We start from the raw sequence: 20,672 nt of genomic DNA, 5'->3' as shown, positions 1-20,672 counted from the left end.
GCCGAATGGGCTCGATCGTCACAAGCAGACAGTCGCCGAGGCGGTCGTGACCACCCCGGCAGTTCCGTTCGGAAGGATGTCATGACAGTACAGAACCAGACCAGTGTGGGACCGGCCGAACTCGAAGCGCTGGCGGCGCGGTTGGGTGAAGGGGCGCTGACGACGGATCCCGACGTCATCGAGGCCCACGCCCGTGACGAGGCGCTGTTCTGCCCCCACGAAGGGGCGATCGCTCTGGTCAGGGCCACCTCGGCGGCCGATGTTCAGGAAGTCATGCGCTTCGCCAGTGAGTATGGAGTGCCCGTCGTCCCGCAGGGTGCCCGCTCGGGGATCTCGGGTGGAGCGAACGGCTCACCTGGGGCGATCCTGCTCAACGTCTCGCGGATGAAGGACGTCGTGTCCGTCAACGAGGCCGAACGACTCGTCACCGTCCAGCCCGGAATCATCAACCAGGACCTCAAGGATCATCTCGCACCCTTCGGACTGTCCTACCCGCCCGATCCGGGGTCGGTCGCGCTGTCATCGATCGGTGGGAACATCGCCACCAATGCGGGCGGCCTGTGCTGCGTTAAGTATGGCGTGACCAGGGATTATGTTCGCAGCCTCACCGTTGTTCTGGCCGATGGCACGCTGACGAAGCTGGGCCCGCAAACAGCGAAGGGCGTGGCCGGACTCGACATGCGCCACCTGTTCGTCGGCTCCGAAGGCACGTTGGGCATCGTCGTCGAGGCGACCCTGCGCCTGATTCCGAAGCTGCCCGACCCATTCACCGCGGTCGCGACCTTCCCCGACGAGCGCTCCGGCCTGCAGACGGTTGCGGACTTCATGGGTGCCGGCGGCGTGCCGAGCCTCATGGAATTCCTCGATTCCTCCAGCCTGAAGATGCTCAACGAATTCGGTGACTTCGGGCTCGACGGTGATGCGGGTTCGATGCTCATCATGCAGGTCGACCAGAATCCTGCGGATTCGCAAGAGGTCATGGCCCAGTTCGCCGAGGTGGCCGAGGCCTGTGGTGCACTCGACGTCGCGTATTCGGATGATCCGAGCGATTCGGCTGCGCTCATCGCCGCTCGACGGATGATCCAGCCCGCCTACGAGAAGTTCGCCAACAGTCATGGGGGAGGGCAGCTGCTCGACGATGTGTGTCTGCCGCGTATGGCGATGCCCGAGTTCTGCGATCGGTTGAAGGAGCTGCAGGAGTCCTCGGGTCTGATGATCGCCTTGGTGGCCCATGCCGGCGACGGCAATACCCACCCCTCGGTGTTCTTCGACGCCAACGATGCGGAGCAGACCGCGCAGGCGCAGGAGATCTTCGGCGAGATCATGCGCATCGGCCTGGAGCTCGGCGGCACGATCACCGGTGAACATGGCGTCGGCTACCTCAAGCGCGATTGGCTGAACAACGAGCTCGACGAGGGCTCGAGACGAATCCAGATCGCTGTGAAGAATGCGCTTGACCCGCAGGGACTCCTCAACCCGGGGAAGATGCTCAGCGCGATCTGAGGGGTTGGGGCTGGGTTTTTCTGAGCCGCAGTTTGAGGCGGCTGCTGAGATCTGAGGCGGTCAGCGTTCGGTTTTGAGCCGGGACATTGTGATCACACAATGTCCCGGCTCATTTTCGTGTGCTCAGCCTTCGTGGAGGTCCGGCTACGCCCGCGGGGAGGTCTGGCTATCGGGGGTCGGTTGTCGTTCTACTCTCTGACCTGGGGTGTTGCGAATATCGCCAGAATTTCGGGGCATCAATTGATACGCTAATGAAAGAATGAGCGAACAAGATTCGAAACTAAGGGTGCAACGAGGTGAAATGAATGTATAATTGAGAGAAGAGCAACAACGATGTTGGCGAATGGACTTGAGTACCATGACTCTCACCCCCGACCGCACACCAGAGAACTCGGAAGAGCGTGACCCACGCCCCGGTTCCGGTGCTGCTGATGCTTCCTTGTTCGATCAGCTCAAAGATTCCAACCTCGACCTGACCGGCCACCCTCTTGCAGAGAAATTCGAATCCCTCGCGGCCGTGCCGACGGGCGAGCCGAGTGAGTCGGGGGACAGCGTCGAGTCGGAGGCCTACGATGGCCCTGCTGCGGCCAGTACGGCTCCAGCTGTCGATGCCTCGGTCGACGACTCAGATCCCTCTGGTTCCGGCTCCGGTAGCCCCAGCCCTCATCCATTGCTGTCGAATGAAGAGTGGACAGATCTTTCACGATTCGCTCCCGAAGTCACGAACAGTCTCACCGCGTTGGACGGGCTCCGAGACGGACTGCGAACCTTCGACCGTGCGATTGGACCAGCTGATGCGATCAAGCTCATCGACGGCCTCGAAGCCCTTGGCAGAGTCAACGAGGCCCTATCCACTTTGGCTCTGGCGGTGTGCGAACGAGTCGGAACGCCCGCCGACTACGGTGCGAAATCGACGAAGGCACTCATCCAGGACAGGCTGAACATCACCAGCCGAGAAGCGAACCGTCGCACCGATATGGCCAAGAATCTTGGTGGCAGAATCACGATCACTGGGCAGGCGCAGCCACCGCTGTACCCAAAGGTCGCAGATGCCTTCAACGAGGGCAGCCTCTCAGCCGACCAGGCCACAGTCATCAAAGACTGCTTGAAGAAGCTGCCGACCTGGGTCAGTGAAAAAGATCGTGATTACGCCGAAACGACGCTCATCGACAAAGCTCCGAGCGTAAGGGTCTACGACCTGCGCGCCATCTTCACGCGCATTCTGGCCCACATCGATCCGGATGGAAAGCCTCCTACCGACCCCTCGGATCGCTCGATGTACAAAATCAATATGCATGTTCGTGAGAGTGGAGACTGGGAAATAGCCGGCCTGCTCGATCCGGTTACTGGTGGTCAGCTCAACGGGCTATTGACCGCGAGAACCAAGATCGTCAAGAACGATACTGGCAGCTCAGATTCGAGTGAAGGTGGGAACCCTTCCTCTGTCAACGGAACAGACGCGAACGAGTTCGGTGTCCTCGACGACGGAACCCTCGTCGATATGACGGGGCAGAAGCTGACCGCCCAAGAGTGGATCTACGAACGCTTCGCTACTCTGATCGGCAGAATCGACATGACACGTACCGGCCAAGGCTCCCAATATGCTCTGGTCGTCACCGCGAAGGCCGAAGACCTCGCGAAAGGGACAGGTGCTGGTTCAACCGGCAGCGAAAACCCGATCCCCATCAGCGAACTTGCCCGAAATGGTCTCAACGGCGCAGTCTTCTTTGAACTCGTATCCGAAAAGGCCAAGACAATGCAGGTAGCGACAGAGAATCGGTTCGCGAATGCGAAGCAGATCGCGATTCTCACCGCCCGTGACCAGGGATGCACCTTCCCCGGATGCGATTCTCCGCCGGGCTGGTGCGATGCCCACCATATTGTCGAATGGGCGCAACAGGGCAAGACCGACATCAACAATATGATGCTCAGTTGCTCCGCCCATCACCACCTACTGGACAGATCGGATTGGGAGACCGTGATGCTCAAAGACGGAAGACCTGCATGGGTGCCTCCAGCATCTATCGACCCAGCCAGAAGACCGATACTGCACGCGAGATTCGTGGCTCAAGAAGTCATCGACACGCTCTTCGAGGACTGATCGAGGAAGAGGGCCAGCTCTGGCATCCATCGATTACCTGCGGTGCTGGAATATCCGATCGACAAGGGGCGACTCGATTGTCCTTCAGGTCTGAGATGCGCTGCTGCAATCGACTAGACGATTTGAGGGCAATGTCCCGCAGGCGTTGTGTTCTGCACGGAAACAGGGAGCCGCCGCTTGGTGAACGCGTTCAGCCCTCGGCTTTGCCCTGACGCCAATAGCCCATGAACGCGATCTGATGACGATCGACGCCGACCTCCTGGACGAGGTAGCGACGCAGGCGTTTGACCGGACCGGCCTCACCCGCGATCCATGCGTAGAACGGACGGGCATTCCTTTCGGTACCACTCGAACTGCCTTGAGCGGCCTGCGTGAGTGCGGTCGGCACGTCCCAGAGGATCTCTTTGTCGATGTTGACGTCGTCGAGCTCAACGGGCCGTCCGCTTGGGCCACCCGCGCCCACCTCGGCGAGGGCCCGGTTCCCGACGCGGACGGCGTCACGGACGGCCGGCTCAAGCAGTTGACCATAGTCAGCAGTGCCACGGGGCAGCCACTGGATATCGAAGCCTGCGGGAGCGTCCAGCTCGAGAGCATCCTCGGCGGTCGGTACCTCGAGAATCGCTTTGCCCTGCACCTCGGCGCCCTTGAGTGACTCAAGAATCGAAGCGATCGCGGGCACCGCGGTCTCGTCTCCGGCGAGGAGGATGGTGTCAGCATCCGCCGGTGCGAACTCGATGCCGGGAGTTGGCCCTTCGGCATGACGGGATGGACCGATGATGTGCAGACTGTGTCCGACCTCGGCGTTCTGTGCCCAGGCAGCAGCTGGGCCCGAGTGGCCCTGATCATCGGTGTGGAGAACCATGTCGACGACGAGCTCACAGGCTGCGTCTCGCCATTCGCGCACAGTGTAGGTGCGCATTTCACCGCGCACATCCGGATCGAGCTGCAGCCATGCCTGATACCAGGACATGCCGGAATCGGGGTCCTGCTCATCGAGGAAGCGGAGCAGGTCGAGCGTCGGCTTCGTGGCGCCGGCCGAGGGGATGATGAGTTTGAACCGCAGGTCACGCGGGTGACCGCTGCATCCGAAGTCTCTGAGACCCTCACCGCCGAAGGTGACGCGACGGTAAATGGGACTGAGATCTTCGATGCCGATGACGGTGGCTTCGAAGGCGGTGATGGGTGCTTGTGACACAGGTGCTCCTTGTGTCCTCGTCGTGACGGGGAACTCGGTACGGTCGCTGCATAAAAATACTCTCTGCAGGCGATGTGGTGCAACGTTCTCGGACGAGTCTACGTCAACTTAGTAAGGATAGCCTGTCCAAATAGTGCTACGGTGTTCTCGACAGGCGCCAGGGGCGCAGCTCGGTGACGATCAGCTGCGCGTCAGGCGAAGTGATCAGCTTCGGGCTGAGGCCGAAACACGTGGTCATGCGCCGTCGCCCAATCGTGCGGTCGCCCAATCGTGCTGTCGCCCAATCGTGCTGTCGTTCAACCGTGCCGTCGCTCAGCAGAGGTGTCACATAACAGTGCCGTCACCGAACAGCGATTCTGCTCAGCGCCTGTGCCGGCGGTGAGCGGCCCGAACGACTCATGATCCAAGCCTCATTCGATTCCAACGATCTCAACACAGACGAACACCGGAAGGTCATCCATGCGCCGCCGTCAACTGCTCGCACTATCCGTACTCGCCCCATTCGCCCTTGCCGCATGCGGCAGCCCCGAGAGCGAAGCCGTAACGACAACCGGGACAAAGGGTTTCTCCTACAGTCCGGACGGTTATGACGCAGTCACCATTGAACTTGACCGTCCGGTTGAACGGATCGCGATGGACTTCTACTCCGCCGCGGCGCTCGCCCCGTATGGAATCAAACCGGTGGCCGTCTACGGCTTCGGTCAGAATGAGTCCCCGGGGAAGTCGTTCGATCAGACGGGAGTGGAGGTTGTCGGTACCGATATGGAGTTGGACCTCGAAGCCCTCGCGGCGACGAATCCCGACATCATCATCGCTTATGGCAACGACAAGGGCGACGGCTGGACGTGGTGGGAGGACAAGCTCAGCGACCAAGTGAGCGCGCTCGTTCCATTTGTGCCAGTCAAGCTCGCCGGAGGAACGCCGGACGGCATGTTCGCCCAGTACGCCGCGATCGCACAAGCGCTCGGCAAGGACACCAAGACGGGAGAGATTGCACAGCAGCGCAAAGCATTCGATGCCGCTCGGCAGAGAATTCGCGACATCACCGCCGACAAGGACTGGCTGACCGTCCTGCTCGCGAACTTCAGCGCCGAGATCAACTACACAGCCAAGGAGCTGGGAGTTGCGAAGATGCTCACCGATGACGGACTGAACCTCGTCGGTCCCGAGTCAGGAGCGGACACAAGCTGGGCCGAAGTCTCCTGGGAGAAGATCAGCGACTACCCGGCAGACGTCATGCTCATCCACGACGCCTCGACTGACTACGAGGACAACCCCATCTTCACAAGTCTGCTCCCGGTCAAGCACAAACAGCTCGGGACCTGGGACGATAAGCGCGCCTACACCTACGACGGGTACACCCAGTGGCTCGGCGAACTCGCGGATGTGCTGGAGGGCGCGCAGGACATCCAGAAGGACTGAGGCCGCCGAGGCGAGAACTGCTTCGGCTTGCGCCTTGTGGAGCGCAGCCGAATTCCACGGCTAGGATCATCACGATGAGTCCTTTGGCACCGCTAAGAATCGGAGTCTGCCCACATGACTGCTCAATCACAGCCACAACCGCAGCCTGCGATCGAATTTGATGCAGACGACCCGGTGATCCGGTCTCTGGCGACCGGCCTGGCAGCTTCCTGGTTTCGATCCGACCTCGATTCCACCGACTCCGTGCTTCAGGACATGGCCGCGAACCCCGAGGCCAGTGTGGACCCCGACATCATGGATCGGGCGGCTGAGCGCTTCGAACGATTCGCTCCGTGGTTCGCTGAAAACTTCCCGGAGACTGCCGCGGCACAGGGGATCATTGAGTCTCCGCTCGCCCCTGCCGATGCAGTGCGGGCGGATCTCAACGAGCGCCTCGGCGACGAACTGCCCGGCAGGCTGTGGCTCAAACGCGATGATGCTCTTCCGATCAGCGGGTCGATCAAGGCTCGTGGAGGTTTCCACGAGGTCCTCGAATACGCCGAGGCGATCGCCGCCGAACACGGACTGAACCCGAACGCCCCCGCCACCTTTAGTTCCGAGGAGTTTCGCGCGCTCGCCGCAACTCACCGGATCGTCGTCGGTTCCACCGGAAATCTGGGGCTGTCGATCGGCATCCTCAGTGCGGCCCTCGGCTTCGCCGCCTCGGTGCACATGTCGGCCGACGCCCGCGAGTGGAAGAAAGAGCTCTTGCGCAGTCACGGTGTCGACGTCATCGAGCACTCTGGAGATTTCGTCGCAGCAGTAACGGCCGGCAGAGCCTCAGCCGAGGGCGCAGCGCGCACTCATTTCGTCGATGACGAAGACTCACGCAGTCTCTTCGCCGGCTATTCGGTGGCCGCACTGCGTCTCAGAGAACAGTTCGAGGCCGCCCAGGTGACAATCGACGCTGATCACCCTCTCGTCGTGTACCTGCCGTGCGGGATCGGCGGCGGACCAGGCGGAGTGACCTACGGACTCAAACGCGTCTTCGGTGACGCTGTGCACTGCATCTTCGTCGAGCCGAGCCAGGCGCCTGCCATGTTCCTCGGCGTGCGCACCGGTCTGCACAGCGCGATCTCTGTCCAGGACATCGGTCTCAGCGGAGCCACGGCCGCCGACGGTCTGGCCGTAGCGCGACCCTCGCGTTTCATCGGTCCGGTGATCGGCCCGCTGATCTCAGGATTCGCCACGGTCTCCGACGATGTCATCAAGGCAGGCGTCGGCGTACTTCACCAGATCGAGGGCCTCGATGTCGAGCCCTCGGCGACTGCAGGACTGACCATTCCGTGGCGAACGATCGGCCACCTCGGCGAGGGTCCATGCTCAGGCAATGCCACACACCTGGTCTGGGTGACGGGCGGGGCCATGGTGCCCGCCGAGGATCGCGAACTCTATGTGGCCGAGGGGCTGGACCTGCTGCCGAGTCTCAGCTCCTGATCAGAAGCCGTACGGATCACCCTCGATGTTGATCACGACCTTGCCGTCGACGATCTCGGCGGTGCCGTCGACCGAGAACGTCACCGTGTCGTCGAAGGTGTCCGACTCATCGAAGAATGAATCGTATTTTCCGGTCACGAACGCCTCACCAGTCGTTTCCGTCGAGATCGGCCAGGCGGGGCCGCCGTTGGGCCCAGTGGAATCCTCGGGATCGAAGTACCCTTCGCCTGAGGAATCGCCCACATTGGCTGTCGGATACGACGAGATCGACCATTTGATGTTCGTTGCGTCGTAGCTCTCGGCGCTGTAGGAACCGAAGGGGCAGCCATCTGGCTGAGCGACGGTCTTCTTCGCACAGCTGTCGATGAGTGTCTTGACCTGCTTGTTCACCTCGGTGCGGAAGGCATCGGTGGGTTGGGCTGCGAGCAGAGCGGGCTCATACCCTTCCATGTCAGCATCGTTCGCGAAGAACGCTCGGGTCTCGATCTCGTCTGCGGATACCAGGTCGGTCTCCTCCGCCAGCCCGATCGAATACATTCCCGGGAATGCAGGAAGCGCGAGGCCGGAATCAACGGTGTCGATATCGATGCCGTTGACCTTGACCTTGCTCAAACCGGGAGTCTCGACGGAGAGGTAGAAGAGTTCGGGCGCCTGCAACTTCCAGTCGTCGAAGAACAGCGCCTTCTTGCCCGCTTTGTGCAACGAGAAGCTCGTCGTGCTCTTGCTTCCGCCGACGTCGTAAGTCGCGGACACGGTCGCCGAGTTGCCGTTGATCTCGGCGTCTTCGACGGTGACGTCTTTCGGCAGGGCCTTCGCGGCACCGAGGATGTCGTTCGTCAGCAGCTGCCGCTGCTCGGAGGGCACGTCGACATCGGCCATCTTCAGCGCATCCTCGGCGTCCCCATCGGAGAGTTCCGAGAAGTACTTCTCAACGGTGGCTTCTGGGCCGAACATGTGCCCGTTGACCTGGGTGACGACGATGAGCGCGGCAACGATCGCGAGGATCGCCGAGCCGCTGGTGACACCGACCAGAGTGGCCTTCTTTTTGTCGAAGGGCTTGGCTGGTGCTGTCCCGGGAGGTGGGGGTGAGCCAGCTCCGGAATAGGCTCCGGTTGGGGGAGCAGACATCGGGTAGGGAGCGCCCGCAGGTGGGTACGTGCCAGGCTCTGCGTGAGCGGGTGAGCCTGATCGCGGGTCGCTTGAGTAGGTCGCAGAACCAGCGCCGGCACCAGCAGCAGCAACACCAGCACCAGCACCAGAACCTCGGCCAATGACGGCGTCGGGATGGATGAGGGGATGGTGTGGTTCGCTCATGCCCAGGGCTTGGCCCCAGTGCGGGTGAACGGCTCGTCCGGTGAAGAATTTCGCGAGGGCCGGAACGGTCAGGACAAGTCGCGGACCGAGGGTCCTCGACAGCACCTCGATGACGGCGCCCCAGAGGGCAAAGATGAGGAACGACCAGGCCAGAGGGCCGACACCAGCCCGAGCGGTGCCGAAGGCATCGAGCATCGACGCCGCCGCGGCCGAACCCTCCAGATGAACGCGAAGGGGAACAGCCAGCACCGAGAGCAGACCCCAGACAGCGCAGAACGCCAGCGGAAGCTTCCACGCAGCCGCCCATTGCTGCTTGTCCTCACCGACGACTGTCCAGTACGGGCGGCGAGTCACGGTGGCGACCAGGGTTGCAGCGAGAACAGCGGCCACGACGGCAAGCAGCCCGATCCACAGCTGCCCTGGCGCCTCCCGGCTGAAAATGGTCAGCGACTCCGAGAAGCCGCCCGAGTCGTATCCCATCATGTCGCCCTGCGCCGAGGCGCTGACCCCGCCGAGGTGCACGAGCATCGTGAGGATCAGACCCACATTGATGAAGAGCGCAGGAATCGTCTGCCAGGGCATGTCGAAGGACAGTGGAATCAGGAAGATCGCGACGACTGACAAAGCAAGAGTGGTGACGACGAGGTGGGTCCATGTCACGAGTGCAGGCGGGACGAGCCACCGCAGGAAGGGTGCACCGATGGCCTCGCTGCCCTTGAAGTGCCCGGCGATCCTTGCACAGATGCTGGTGACGAAGATGGCGAGCAAGGGCAGGAAGAACGAACGGACGGTCACGGCGGAGAACTCGAGATCGGCCACGCCGCCGCTGTCGGTGATGGAGAAGCGCGCAGCAAAGATCAGTTCGAGCAGAAGCAGAACGAGGGCCATCGACAAGGTTGTGATCCCGATGCGGATCCAGGTGACGCCGCGATTGGGTGACGGTGATTTCAGCTCGCTGCGCTTCGTGAACCACCACAGCACGCCGATGACGATGATGGTGATGAGCAGCGGAGCGCCGGAGGCGAAGAGGCTTCCGGACGCCTGACCCATGTCTCCGGCCTGCACGCTGAACCGAAACACGGCCGAACCGAACAGAGACATTGCCAGCAGAACGAAGGGCAGCGCATAGCTGATTCCGTCGGTGTTGAAGCCAGTGTTTTCAGCGAGAGAAGTGAAATCTCCCATCGAGGTGAGCAGGGCAGAAACGATGATCGAGACAATGATTCCGACCAGAAGCGCCAGTCCCGGAGGGATCAGGGCGCTGCGCCACGTCGTTCCCTGGCCGAAGGCGGGCAAGTACTTTGCGGCGGACGGCGACATCTGTGACTGAGAATACTGAGTTGGCTGGGGAGGATGAGACGCCTGGGGCGACTGGGGTGGCTGAGGATAGGGAATTCCCTGCGGCTGACCGCCGAGATGTCCGCTGGGCTGGCTGCCCGAATATTCACCTGGTTGACTGCCCGCGTGAGGGTAATTCGCGTTCGGCCTTGAAATCGGCTGTCCCGAATTCTGCTGTCCAGTTCGAGATCCGTACGCGGGATATGGCGAGCCTTGGACCGGAGACAGGGGGCCTTGGTTCGGGTGGGTTGAACCCAGTCCTGGATTGCTTGGTGCCTGGCCCGGGTGCGGTGATCCGGTCTGTGGTCCTGAACCGTAGACCTGGGACTGCTGCTGGTTGTCCTGGTTCCAGCCGGGTGCGAATCGCGCTGTGGGGTTCGGATCCTCGGCTCCCGAGTCAGCGGAAGAGGCAGCTGAACCAGGCGTTGCTGAAGGGGAGGACTCGGGTTTCTTCGGGACGGGCGGTGTCTCTGTGCTCTCCGGGTCTTCAGCGGCAGTGCTGTTCGACTCGTCCGCGGCTCCGGTGTCTTTGGCGTCGTGAGATGAGTCGCTCATGGGTGGTCCTTCATCTGTGTGGGTCTGCTTCGATGCAGGCGAGGGATTTGTAGTTGGATATAAGTCAATATGCGACCGGATATTCATTCTGTAGTGACAATCCTATATTAGGCTTGTGACACCATCGAAGTTGTCCTCATGGACTTATTTTGCAAAGAAGGATCGAGAGCCGCCGATGAGTGAGAACCCACCTCCGTCCGGGAGTGGCCGCGACCCTGAATGGAACGGCAACGGCCGGCAAGGCTACGGACCGAATCCTGCGGAACAGCAACCCAACACAGAGTGGAATCAGCAGTCGGAATCCGGGTGGGATCAGCAGGCCAACACCGGCTGGGGCCAGCCAGGTCAGCAGGCCAACACCGGCTGGGGCAGCGGGTCTGCCGCGGCTCCCCCACCTCCTCCTCAACCTCCTGCGCCACCTCAGCCTCCTGCGCCTCCTGTACCACCTGATCATCCGTACCCCAGGCCGAAGCGCCCACAGAGTGAGTTCGCTTCGGCACAGGGCGGGCAGGGCCAGTACCAGCAGGTGCCGGCACAGAACGCCAATGCACAATATGCGCAAGGCCCCTACGCCGTCACACCGTCTGAGAAGCCCCGCAGCCGGAAGGGGCTTATCGCGATGGGTGTGGTTCTCATCGTGGTCATCGCACTCGGAATCGGGTGGGGTGCAGCTACTCTGTTCGGCAAGGATTCCGACGGTGACACCGTCGCCGCACCCGCCTCATCTGAGGCGAAGAGTCCGGGAGGCGAGGCCTCGCCCAGCCAGGGCCCCTCAGAGAGCCCCGACCCCTCGGAATCACCAGCATTGTCGGATGACCCCGCCAAGGCCCTTGACCAACTGATCGAGAGTGACAGGCCCAGCGTCAAGGCCGACCTCAACGGAAAATGGGTGCCGCAGCTGAGCTCGAAGAAGCTGGGTCTGGAAGCAGAAGGGAAGACCTGGAAGGAAAAGGACATCCTGGCCGAACACCAGGAGCTGCGGGAGGAGTTCCCTCGCGTGCAGTTGGTGTGGTCAGGCGATTTCGCCAGCTTCAAAGAAGACGACTTCTGGGTCACTGTTGTGGGAATCGGGTATGACGATCCAGAACAGGCGTTGTCTTGGTGCTCTTCCCACGGTCTGGGTGCCGAGTACTGCTATGCCAAGCAGCTCAACACTTCGGGCGGGATTGACGGCACAACCCGACTCCAGGACTGAGCTCGACTCTCCTCAGCCGAGGTCCGACCATCTCGTGTGATTCCGACCCCGAGCCAGGCCTCGGCATACGGTCACGCCCGACCCCGCAGTCACGCCCGATCCCGCAGTCACGCCCGACCTCGAAGCCAGGTCCGGCCCCTGGAGACAAGTTCGGTCAGTCCGATGCTGCGGGGAAGTTCGCCAGCTGCCCCTGCGGCTCCTAGGCGCCCGCAGCTGAAGAGTCTCCCGCGGCAGACGAGCTCATGCTTTGCCGACCAACTTCGTGGCCACGGCCAGGTCCTCCCATGACATGCCTGAGCCCTTGAAGATGACCGTCTGGTCCGCATCGGCGCTGATCTCACCATTGCTGAATTGCTTCATCGTCACGAGCGAATCCGCGTCCAGGGTCCCGTCGGAGATCGCGAGGACGACGTCACCGCCTTCCCTCAGCACAGTGCTGAGGTCTTCGACCACGACCGTCGCCGAGGTGAAGAGCTCGGCTGGCAGCTCACGTGAGTGGGGATCGTGGGAGCCGCACGCCATGACGACGGCACCGGGCCTGACGAGGTCTGCTGAGAACAGGGGTTCGCTCGCGGTGGTGGCTGTGACGATGATGTCGGCGGCGCTAAGTGCTGCCTCCACCTCGGCGGTCTGTGCTTCGAGCACCCTGCCACGGTCATGGACATCGGCGGTGACCTGATCGGGGAAGCGGACGACGAAGGTGACATCGGCGATCTCAACGTCGAGGACATCGGCGATCGTGTCCGCATGCCCCAGGCCCTGCGGGCCGGCACCGAAGACCACGACATTCACCGGCTGAGTGAACCTGTTCAGTGCAGGTTCGATCGCGGCGACAGAGACCGCAGGGGTGCGCAGAGTCGTCAGCGCGGCACCATCGATGACGGTGCGCAGCTCGAGGGTCGCGCTGTCGTACATGAGGTACTGGGCCATGATCCGGGGCAGGCCGCGTTCGGGGTTGCCGACGGAGACGCCGGCGAGCTTGACCCCGACCCAATCACCGATCTCCGAGGGCATGAAGATCATGTTCCCGGCCGAGATGTCGGTGATCGTGCGGGGGATGTCGTCGGCGGGATCGAATTCGCTTGCCAGCGCTGCACGCAGGGCGGCGACCGCCTCGGCGGGGGAGAGTGCGGCGAAGACAGCATCAGCATCGAGGTTCTTCACTTCGTCCATTGGTGTGCACATCCTTTGTGATTCGGCCTGGGAATTAGCCTCGTGCAATCGACCTTATGTCACCTCTGGTCGGCGTGTGAATGCTCTTCGGGATGCGAAAGTCCGGGTGAGCGCGTCGCAGTCCCGTTACATGAGCACATCTGTCCGGCGCCGAGGCGCGGCTACGATGGACAGCGACAGTGGTCAAAGGTCAGTGGTCAGCCGGCTGTGGTCGAAGGGCGAATGTGATGATGGCTCAGCAGAATTTCGGAATGCCGCAGCACCCGATGCCGCCGAATGCTGCCCCGCGGCACCCGATGCCGCGGCTGCCCTCGGTAGTCCCGGGGATCCTGCTCATCGTGGCGGGAGCCCTCGGCCTGCTGCTGGCGATCGGAATCATCATGATTCCCGGCGTGCTGTTCCTGTTCGGCGGTGGCGGCAACGTCGATGCCTTCAACGACTTCGCCTCTGGTTTCGTCATCACCGCTGTCATTGTGGGCGTCGTGTCCCTGGCGGCCCTAGTGACGGGAATCGTCCTCACGGTCCGCACCGCAAAGAAGCGTCGTCACATCAGGCACGCGGCCATGGGGTGGCCCATGCCCAGGTGAGGCTCATGTGCAGCGAACCCGATAATGCAGGAAATCTGATTGCGCAGGAAATCTGATTGCGCAGGTGAGGTTCACACATCGCGCTGAGCCACCGAGGCTGCGACCTCGTGGAGGATCTGGAGTGCGGCGGTGATGATCGGCTGGCCTGCAGATCCGCTGCGCACCCCGGTGAGGATCGTCCGGGAAGGGACCGGATCGCCGCGCAACGGGACGCGGGCCACATCGTAGCCCTCGGGCAGTTTGGCCAGACGGGGGATGAGTGCCACGCCCAATCCGGCGGAGACCAGGGCTGCCCCGGTCTCCCACTCCCGCGACTGATGGGCGTTCTCGGGGAAGAATCCGGCCGCCGCGCACGCCGTTCGCACGAGCCGGTAGTAGGGCGAACCCGGGCGGTCGAGGATCCAGCTCTCCTCAGCAGCTTCACTCAGCGACACCGCGGAGCGGGTCGCTAAGCGGTGATCGCTGCGGACGAGGAGGTCGAGTCGGTCGCTGACCAGAGCATTCTGCTCGAATCGGATGTCGCTGCGCGGCGGAAGTGGGTCTGTGGCCACGACGACGGCGATATCGGCCTGTTCGGTGACGAGGAGTTCGAAACACTCCTCCGGCTCGGCCTCGATGATTGTGACCCGCGAATCGGGGAACAGTTCGTTCACCCTCTCCGCGGTCGGTGGCAGCAACGCCGCCGCAGCCGTCGAGAATCCGCACAGGCGCAGTCGCCTCTGCCGTAGAGGACTGCCCGTTTCCGCCTCGGCGAGTTCGCCGCGAATCTCCTCCCAGCGAGTGAAGAGCTCCTGCGTCCGCTCGAGCAGGAGCTGGCCCACAGGAGTGAGGATGAGGCCTCTGCCGCGCTGTTCAAGGATGGTCAGACCGAGGTCTTTGGACAGGGACCGCAATTGATGGGACACGGCCGAAGGGGTGTAGTCGAGGCGGTGCGCAGCCTCGGTGAGAGTCCCGACCTCGGCGAGGACTCGAAGCACCTGGAGACGCTGATCAATCATGCAATATTGTTGCACGATCAGGTGGAAAAAGATTCGCTTTTCTTCGCAGGTCTTTCGGCGGACACTGGCCTTAGGCAACAGCAATCGCAGCGAGGCGGTGACACCGATGACTTTGGCACCCGAAGTCGAGCCCCGAAACACCCACGCCGACACCGGCGTCGGCAGCAGCACCGTCAGCATCGGCGGAACTCGAGCAGACGACCCGGATCGACTCATCGACGAACGCCGGCCCGGCTACTGTCTTGAGGCCCCTTTCTATCTCTCCGATGAGTTCTATCGCAGGGATATCGACGCAGTATTCGCTGCGACGTGGATCTTCGCCGCCGCAGCCGCCGAAGTGCCCGAGCCCGGCGATTTCGTCACCTTCGACGTCGGCGACTATTCGGTCATCATCATCCGCGATGACGACGAGGAGATCCGCGCCCACCACAATGTCTGCCGCCACCGCGGCGCTCGCCTCCTGTCTGAGACCAACGGATCCGTGGGCAACATCGTCTGCAGTTATCACCAGTGGACCTACTCGCCCGAGGGGAACCTCATGTCTGCGGGCGTCCAGGCCCCCGGCTTCGACCGGACCTGCTTCTCCCTGCGCCCGGTCAATGTCCGAGTTGTCGCTGGACTCGTCTTCATCTGCCTGGCGCAGAATCCTCCGGAGGACTTCGCCGAGGTGGCCGACCGGATCTCTCCCTATATCGAACCGCACGCCCTGGGCAAGACCAAGGTCGCCGCTCAGGTCGACCTCATCGAGCACGCCAACTGGAAGCTCGTCATGGAGAACAACCGCGAGTGCTACCACTGCGAGGCCGGTCACCCGGAGCTGAACTGCACCTTCTTCCCGACCTACGGTTACGCGCCGGAGGACATTCCCAAGCGCCTCAAGCCGGCTTACCAGCGCTACCTCGATGCCGAGGAGCGGCTGCGGACCAACAGCGAACGCAACCATCTGCCCACGCAGCTCATCGAGGAGCTCAGCGGTCGGCCCACCGGGTTCCGCATCGAACGGGCCGCCCTCGATGGCTTGGGGGAGTCGTACACGATGGACGGTTCGGCCGCCTCGGCGAAGCTCCTCGGTGAACTCGATACCCCGGAGCTGGGGCGACTGTCGATGCACACCCAGCCCAACGCCTGGTTCCACTTCATGGGCGATCACGCGGTCACCTTCTCGCTTGTCCCGTTGGGCGCCGACACCACACGGGTGCGCTCGACCTGGCTTGTCCACGAAGACGCGGTCGAAGGCGTCGATTACGACGTCGAGCACCTCACGACCGTGTGGGTGAAGACGAACGAGCAGGATGCGGCTCTGTGCGCGAAGGTCCACCGCGGAATCTCGTCCCCGGCTTATCTGCCCGGCCCCTACGCGCCCACGGAGAGCCACCTCGAAGAGTTCTGCACGTGGTACATCGAACGGCTGCGGGCCCACCGGGCGCTGGCTGACCAGCAACGAGCTGACCAGGGAGGGCAGCGCTGATGACGATCGATCAGAAGACGGTCGACACCTACCTCGAAGCAGGGGTGGGACTCGTCGCGGCAGCAGATTCGCCTCAGGGAGGCGCGGGCACTGGCGCTGACGTCGCTCAGCTCGATACGGAACTGACCGGCATGGTCGAATGCGTGTCCATCACCGAGGTCACTCACAACGTCAAGAGCTTAGAGCTCTTCGCCCCCTGGATGGCCCGGATCGACTTCGAACCTGGCCAGTACGTCACAGTGCGCATCCCTGAGCTGGAACTCGAACGCTGCTACTCGATCGCCTCGGCGCCGTTCGGGTCGAACACGTTCACTCTCACCGTCAAGCGCGTCGACGTCGGGGCGGTCTCGACCCACCTGCACGATGTGCTGCGGGTCGGAGACCGCGTTCACGTCGACGGCCCCTACGGTCTGTTCAGCACCAGCTTCCACCCGGCAGACAAACACCTGTTCGTCTCCGGCGGCTCGGGCATCTCCCCGATCATGTCAATGGTCCGGACCCTGCTGGCCCGACCGGCCAGAAACCCGACCGATGTCGTGCTCATCCACAATGCGGCGACTCCGGCAGACATCATCTTCCGGCCCGAGCTCGAGCAGCTGGCTGAGGTCCCCGGCGTGAGTGTGGTCACGATGTGCTCCCGCGACAATGCCTGCGAGGTGTGGGCCGGACACCGTGGTCGCATCACCCGCGAGATCCTCGCCGAGGTGGTCCCCGACCTGGCAGATCGTGAGACTTTCGTCTGCGGTCCCGGTGACTACATGGCCGCTGTGCGGCTCATGCTGAACGAGCTCGGTGTGCCGGGCAGCCGGGTGCATGAGGAATCCTTCGTCTTTGCTACCTCCCCGGCCGAGCGGCTGGCGCGGACGGGGCGTGTGGGTGAGCGGGCAGGCACATCTGCGGCGAGTGTTTCAGTGCCCGTATGCGGCGGCTCACCATTGCAGAGTTTTGGCATCGAGTTCACGAGCAGCGGCAGGCACGTCGACTGTGATCCTGCGACCACGGTCCTCGACGCGGCCGTCGAAGCAGGGATGGTGTTCCCCTCCTCGTGCGAGGAGGGAATGTGCGGGACCTGCAAGTCCGTGCTGGTCAGCGGCGAGGTCGAGATGAATCATGCCGGAGGCATCCGACCCAAGGAGATTGCCGCCGGCAAGTTCCTACCCTGCTGCTCGACCCCGCTGACCGACCTCGTCGTGGAAAGATGAACGACCTCGACACCGAGCGGTGACAGCGAGTTCGCTCTGCCCTCCAGCGGCCATGTTCAGCGTAAGACGAAGCCCGGCACCAGGTCATCACGGGGGTCGACGGTGAACGTGCAGGTGGCGACCTTGTGCGCAGTCGATTCGATGACCGAGATGACACTGCCGACCTCGTCAGCCTCGGCGAGTACGCGGGCTCGAAACCGAGTGCCGATGATCGACTCGTGGACCAGCGTCTGGCCGGCGCCCAACTCGCCCGTCGAGTGCAGGGCACCGAGGCGTGCGGCCGTCCCGGACCCACACGGCGAGCGGTCGACCTGGCCATCGGCGAAGACGGTGACGTTGCGCTGGTGGAGTTCGCCGGTGGGCAGGGTACCGAGCCGGTTGACGATGATGGTCCCGTAGATGCCGCTCAGCCTGTCGTCGGCGTGATGTCTGGTCAGCGGATGCTTCGCCAGTGCCGCTTTCACCTGCCGTCCGAGGGCGATGAGCTCATTGAGATTCTCCGGTGTGATGGCGAGACCGAATCGATCTGCGTCGATGCAGGCGTAGATGGCCCCGCCCCAGACCAGGTCGACGGAGGCATCGTCGTCGATCTCCACGTCTGTGGCGATGAGACTGCATGGGACGTTGATGAAGTCGACCGAGGTGACGCCGCCCTCGGAGTCCGTATGCACTGTTGCACTCACCCTGCCGGAAGGGACGTCGATGACGACATTCGTGACCCCCGAGGCAGCGGGGGTCACCAGGCCGGATTCGACGGCCCAGGCGCCCAGCGCGATCGTCCCATGACCGCAGGCTGTCGAGAAGCCGTCCTTGTGCCAGAACAGGACGCCGAAGTCGGCGCCTTCGTCATCTGCCTGCGTGATGAATCCGCCGTACATATCGGCATGGCCACGCGGTTCGAAGCACAGAAGCCGGCGCAGACCGTCGATCTGCGCACTTGCGATCGCGTTCATCCGCTTCTCGGCGACGGTCGCCCCAGGGATCGGGATCGGGGGAGCGGCGACAATCCGGAACGGCTCCCCAGCCGTGTGGTAGTCGACCGTGGTGACCTCACGTCTTTCCAGTGGCATCGGGCTACAGCCCCATCCCGACGCGCAGTCCCTCGAGGACGGCGGCATGGACGTTGCGCGAGGCGACTGCGTCACCGATCCGGTAGAGCGCGAAGGGGGCGCTCGCCTCGGCAGCGGTGCTCTGGACGGGCTGAGGCTGTCCATGGATCCAGGCCTCGAGTTCGATTTCGCCGAGGTTGCTCGAATGCGGCTTGAGTGCGAAGTAGACCTCGTCGTTGGGTGTCGTCCCGTAGTCGACGACCACGGCGTCGGTCTCGACCTCGGTCTCGATGCCCGAATAGTCATTGCGCAGGCGCGCGGTGACCAATGTGTTCTTCTGCTGGGGTTTGGCTGCGAGCCTTTCGCCGAGGTGGACCTTGACCCCGAATTCGGAGAACACCTGCAGATAGGCGGGGGAGTTCATGGATCCGACGTCGACGCCGATGGTGCGTTCGGGACTGACGTAGGTTACCTCCTGATCATTGCGGGCCAGGTGCTCCACGGCATCGAGGGCCGGATAGAAGCCGTGGTCGTCGAAGACGAGGACCCTGGCCTTGTTGCGCAGCGCGTCATTCATGACGTCCCAGACATCGAAGGAGGGTCCCTCCTCACGGAAGGGATAGCTGGCGTCGGGGACACCTCCGGTGGCGACGATGACGACATCGGGTGAAAGGGCGAGGATGTCGTCGGCCTCCGCGAAGGTGTCCAACCTGATGTCGACCCCGTGCTTCTTGCACTGCTGCAGCCTCCAGTCGATGATGCCGATGAGATCGCGGCGGCGCTGCGAGCGGGCGGCGATCCTCACCTGACCGCCCACCGTGGAGTCGGCTTCGAGCAGACTCACCCGGTGTCCGCGCACTGCGGCCACGCGGGCGGCCTCGAGGCCGGCAGGGCCGGCTCCGACGATGAGGACGTGCTTGGGCCGGGCACCGACATCGCGGGTGACCTCCTGGGGGAGATCGGCCTCGCGGCCGCTTGCCGGATTGTGGATGCAGGTCGCCGCCCCGGAGGTGTAGATGCTGTCAAGGCACATGTTCGCGCCCACGCACGGACGGATGTCGTCCTCCCTGTGCTCCACGATCTTCTTCACCAGGTAGGGGTCGGCCAACTGTGCCCTGGTCATGCCCACGAGGTCGACGCAGCCGTCCTCGATGGCGAAGCGGGCGGTGGGCGCGTCAGCGATTCGGGCGGCGTGGAGAACTGGGATGTCGATCGCCTCCCGGATCCGACGGCAGGTGTCCAGCCATGGTGCCGAGGGTGTGCCCATGCCCGGGATCGCTTCGGCGAGCTCCTTGTCTGAACTGATGCTGCCGACGTTGAGGTTGAGGAAGTCGATCCCGTGGGCGGCATATTCCCTAAGCACATCGATGGCGAGGTTCTCGGTGATGCCATCCTCGAGCTGTTCGAGCACCGACATGCGAACGCCGAGGGCGAGTCCCTCCGAGGTACTGCGCATCGCGTCGATGATCTGCAGGGGGAAGCGCATGCGGGCTGCGAGATCTCCGTTGTACTCGTCGGTGCGCTCATTGAATCGGGAGGCGAAGAAGTAGTCGATGAGGTGGCCTGTGTGGAGGAACTCCAGACCGTCGAAGCCGGCAGCCTTGACCCGTGCGGTGGCCGCAGCGAAGTCGTTCACCACCCGCTCGATGTCGAAGTCCTCCATTCCCTTCGTGAAGGACCGGTGAGTGGGTTCACGGTGGCGACCGGAGGAGATGAGGGGCAGCCAATCGGCGGTGAAGTTCGAATTTCGAGGGCCCAGGTGGGTCAGCTGGATCATCACCGCGGCACCCTCGGCATGGCAGTCCTCGGCGATGGCCGACAGCCAAGGAATCACCTCGTCGGTGGAGAGGTCGACATTGCCGAAGGCGGCCGGGGAGTCCTTGGACACGATGGCCGAGCCCGCCGTCATCGTCAGTCCCACACCACCGCGGGCCTTCTCGCGGTGGTAGAGGCGGTAGCGTTCCTTGGGCATGCCGAGTTCGGTGTAGGCCGGCTCATGCGCAGTGGAGACGATGCGGTTCTTGAGCTGGATCGGCCCCAGTGTGAACGGTTGGAGCAGTGGATCGTGGGACATGGTTCCTCCTTCTTCGCAGGAA

Annotated in this window: 14 protein-coding genes; 8 read left to right on the top strand and 6 right to left on the bottom strand. The window is 63.0% G+C overall.

The window, feature by feature from the left end:
- Positions 1-81 precede the first annotated feature (81 nt).
- On the top strand, positions 82-1,503 hold the full coding sequence (locus tag AAFP32_RS16205) for an FAD-binding oxidoreductase (RefSeq protein WP_350270008.1): 1,422 nt from the start codon (positions 82-84) through the stop codon (positions 1,501-1,503).
- A gap of 358 nt (positions 1,504-1,861) precedes the next feature.
- Complete coding sequence (locus tag AAFP32_RS16200) at positions 1,862-3,604, top strand: HNH endonuclease signature motif containing protein (protein WP_350270007.1); 1,743 nt, start codon at positions 1,862-1,864, stop codon at positions 3,602-3,604.
- A gap of 190 nt (positions 3,605-3,794) precedes the next feature.
- On the opposite strand, the gene AAFP32_RS16195 is transcribed toward AAFP32_RS16200, so the two are convergent.
- Complete coding sequence (locus tag AAFP32_RS16195) at positions 3,795-4,799, bottom strand: siderophore-interacting protein (RefSeq protein WP_350270006.1); 1,005 nt, start codon at positions 4,797-4,799, stop codon at positions 3,795-3,797.
- A 459-nt stretch (positions 4,800-5,258) separates the two neighbouring features.
- Here AAFP32_RS16195 and AAFP32_RS16190 point away from each other — a divergent pair, with 459 nt between their 5' ends.
- Complete coding sequence (locus tag AAFP32_RS16190) at positions 5,259-6,221, top strand: ABC transporter substrate-binding protein (RefSeq protein ID WP_101642908.1); 963 nt, start codon at positions 5,259-5,261, stop codon at positions 6,219-6,221.
- A 114-nt stretch (positions 6,222-6,335) separates the two neighbouring features.
- Complete coding sequence (locus tag AAFP32_RS16185; protein WP_350270005.1) at positions 6,336-7,697, top strand: D-serine ammonia-lyase; 1,362 nt, start codon at positions 6,336-6,338, stop codon at positions 7,695-7,697.
- Here AAFP32_RS16185 and AAFP32_RS16180 read toward each other — a convergent pair whose 3' ends face one another.
- Positions 7,698-10,904, bottom strand: coding sequence for a hypothetical protein (locus AAFP32_RS16180; protein WP_350270004.1), 3,207 nt, complete (start codon positions 10,902-10,904; stop codon positions 7,698-7,700). It lies immediately after the preceding gene.
- A 175-nt stretch (positions 10,905-11,079) separates the two neighbouring features.
- Here AAFP32_RS16180 and AAFP32_RS16175 point away from each other — a divergent pair, with 175 nt between their 5' ends.
- Positions 11,080-12,099, top strand: a complete 1,020-nt coding sequence (locus AAFP32_RS16175) for a hypothetical protein (protein ID WP_350270003.1) — start codon at positions 11,080-11,082, stop codon at positions 12,097-12,099.
- 240 nt (positions 12,100-12,339) lie between these two features.
- Here the strand turns inward: AAFP32_RS16175 and AAFP32_RS16170 are convergent, their stop codons facing one another.
- A complete protein-coding gene (locus AAFP32_RS16170) occupies positions 12,340-13,272 on the bottom strand; it encodes an ornithine cyclodeaminase family protein (protein WP_350270002.1) in 933 nt (310 codons plus the stop codon).
- 230 nt (positions 13,273-13,502) lie between these two features.
- Between AAFP32_RS16170 and AAFP32_RS16165 the strand changes: the two genes are divergently transcribed.
- Entirely contained in the window at positions 13,503-13,859 is a 357-nt protein-coding gene (locus tag AAFP32_RS16165; protein WP_350270001.1) for a hypothetical protein, read from the top strand.
- Positions 13,860-13,930: 71 nt separating this feature from the next.
- On the opposite strand, the gene AAFP32_RS16160 is transcribed toward AAFP32_RS16165, so the two are convergent.
- A complete protein-coding gene (locus AAFP32_RS16160; protein WP_350270000.1) occupies positions 13,931-14,857 on the bottom strand; it encodes a LysR family transcriptional regulator in 927 nt (308 codons plus the stop codon).
- A gap of 106 nt (positions 14,858-14,963) precedes the next feature.
- Between AAFP32_RS16160 and AAFP32_RS16155 the strand changes: the two genes are divergently transcribed.
- A complete protein-coding gene (locus tag AAFP32_RS16155) occupies positions 14,964-16,325 on the top strand; it encodes an aromatic ring-hydroxylating dioxygenase subunit alpha (protein ID WP_350269999.1) in 1,362 nt (453 codons plus the stop codon).
- Positions 16,325-17,527, top strand: a complete 1,203-nt coding sequence (locus AAFP32_RS16150; protein WP_350269998.1) for a 2Fe-2S iron-sulfur cluster-binding protein — start codon at positions 16,325-16,327, stop codon at positions 17,525-17,527. Before AAFP32_RS16155 ends, AAFP32_RS16150 begins: the two co-directional genes overlap by 1 nt.
- A gap of 56 nt (positions 17,528-17,583) precedes the next feature.
- Here AAFP32_RS16150 and AAFP32_RS16145 read toward each other — a convergent pair whose 3' ends face one another.
- Positions 17,584-18,597, bottom strand: coding sequence for a proline racemase family protein (locus AAFP32_RS16145; protein ID WP_350269997.1), 1,014 nt, complete (start codon positions 18,595-18,597; stop codon positions 17,584-17,586).
- A 4-nt stretch (positions 18,598-18,601) separates the two neighbouring features.
- On the bottom strand, positions 18,602-20,650 hold the full coding sequence (locus tag AAFP32_RS16140) for an NADH:flavin oxidoreductase (protein WP_350269996.1): 2,049 nt from the start codon (positions 20,648-20,650) through the stop codon (positions 18,602-18,604).
- Positions 20,651-20,672: the final 22 nt, after the last annotated feature.

It is taken from the genome of Brevibacterium sp. CBA3109, from assembly GCF_040256645.1.
Lineage (GTDB): Bacteria > Actinomycetota > Actinomycetes > Actinomycetales > Brevibacteriaceae > Brevibacterium > Brevibacterium koreense.
This window is presented reverse-complemented; position numbering and strand designations above follow the sequence as displayed.

Coding starts and splice junctions, on each gene's coding strand:
- AAFP32_RS16205 (WP_350270008.1), top strand. CDS start 82: ATGACAGTACAGAACCAGACCAGTGTGGGACCGGCCGAACTCGAAGCG.
- AAFP32_RS16200 (WP_350270007.1), top strand. CDS start 1,862: ATGACTCTCACCCCCGACCGCACACCAGAGAACTCGGAAGAGCGTGAC.
- AAFP32_RS16190 (WP_101642908.1), top strand. CDS start 5,259: ATGCGCCGCCGTCAACTGCTCGCACTATCCGTACTCGCCCCATTCGCC.
- AAFP32_RS16185 (WP_350270005.1), top strand. CDS start 6,336: ATGACTGCTCAATCACAGCCACAACCGCAGCCTGCGATCGAATTTGAT.
- AAFP32_RS16180 (WP_350270004.1), bottom strand. CDS start 10,904: ATGAGCGACTCATCTCACGACGCCAAAGACACCGGAGCCGCGGACGAG.
- AAFP32_RS16175 (WP_350270003.1), top strand. CDS start 11,080: ATGAGTGAGAACCCACCTCCGTCCGGGAGTGGCCGCGACCCTGAATGG.
- AAFP32_RS16170 (WP_350270002.1), bottom strand. CDS start 13,272: ATGGACGAAGTGAAGAACCTCGATGCTGATGCTGTCTTCGCCGCACTC.
- AAFP32_RS16165 (WP_350270001.1), top strand. CDS start 13,503: ATGGCTCAGCAGAATTTCGGAATGCCGCAGCACCCGATGCCGCCGAAT.
- AAFP32_RS16160 (WP_350270000.1), bottom strand. CDS start 14,857: ATGATTGATCAGCGTCTCCAGGTGCTTCGAGTCCTCGCCGAGGTCGGG.
- AAFP32_RS16155 (WP_350269999.1), top strand. CDS start 14,964: ATGACTTTGGCACCCGAAGTCGAGCCCCGAAACACCCACGCCGACACC.
- AAFP32_RS16150 (WP_350269998.1), top strand. CDS start 16,325: ATGACGATCGATCAGAAGACGGTCGACACCTACCTCGAAGCAGGGGTG.
- AAFP32_RS16145 (WP_350269997.1), bottom strand. CDS start 18,597: ATGCCACTGGAAAGACGTGAGGTCACCACGGTCGACTACCACACGGCT.
- AAFP32_RS16140 (WP_350269996.1), bottom strand. CDS start 20,650: ATGTCCCACGATCCACTGCTCCAACCGTTCACACTGGGGCCGATCCAG.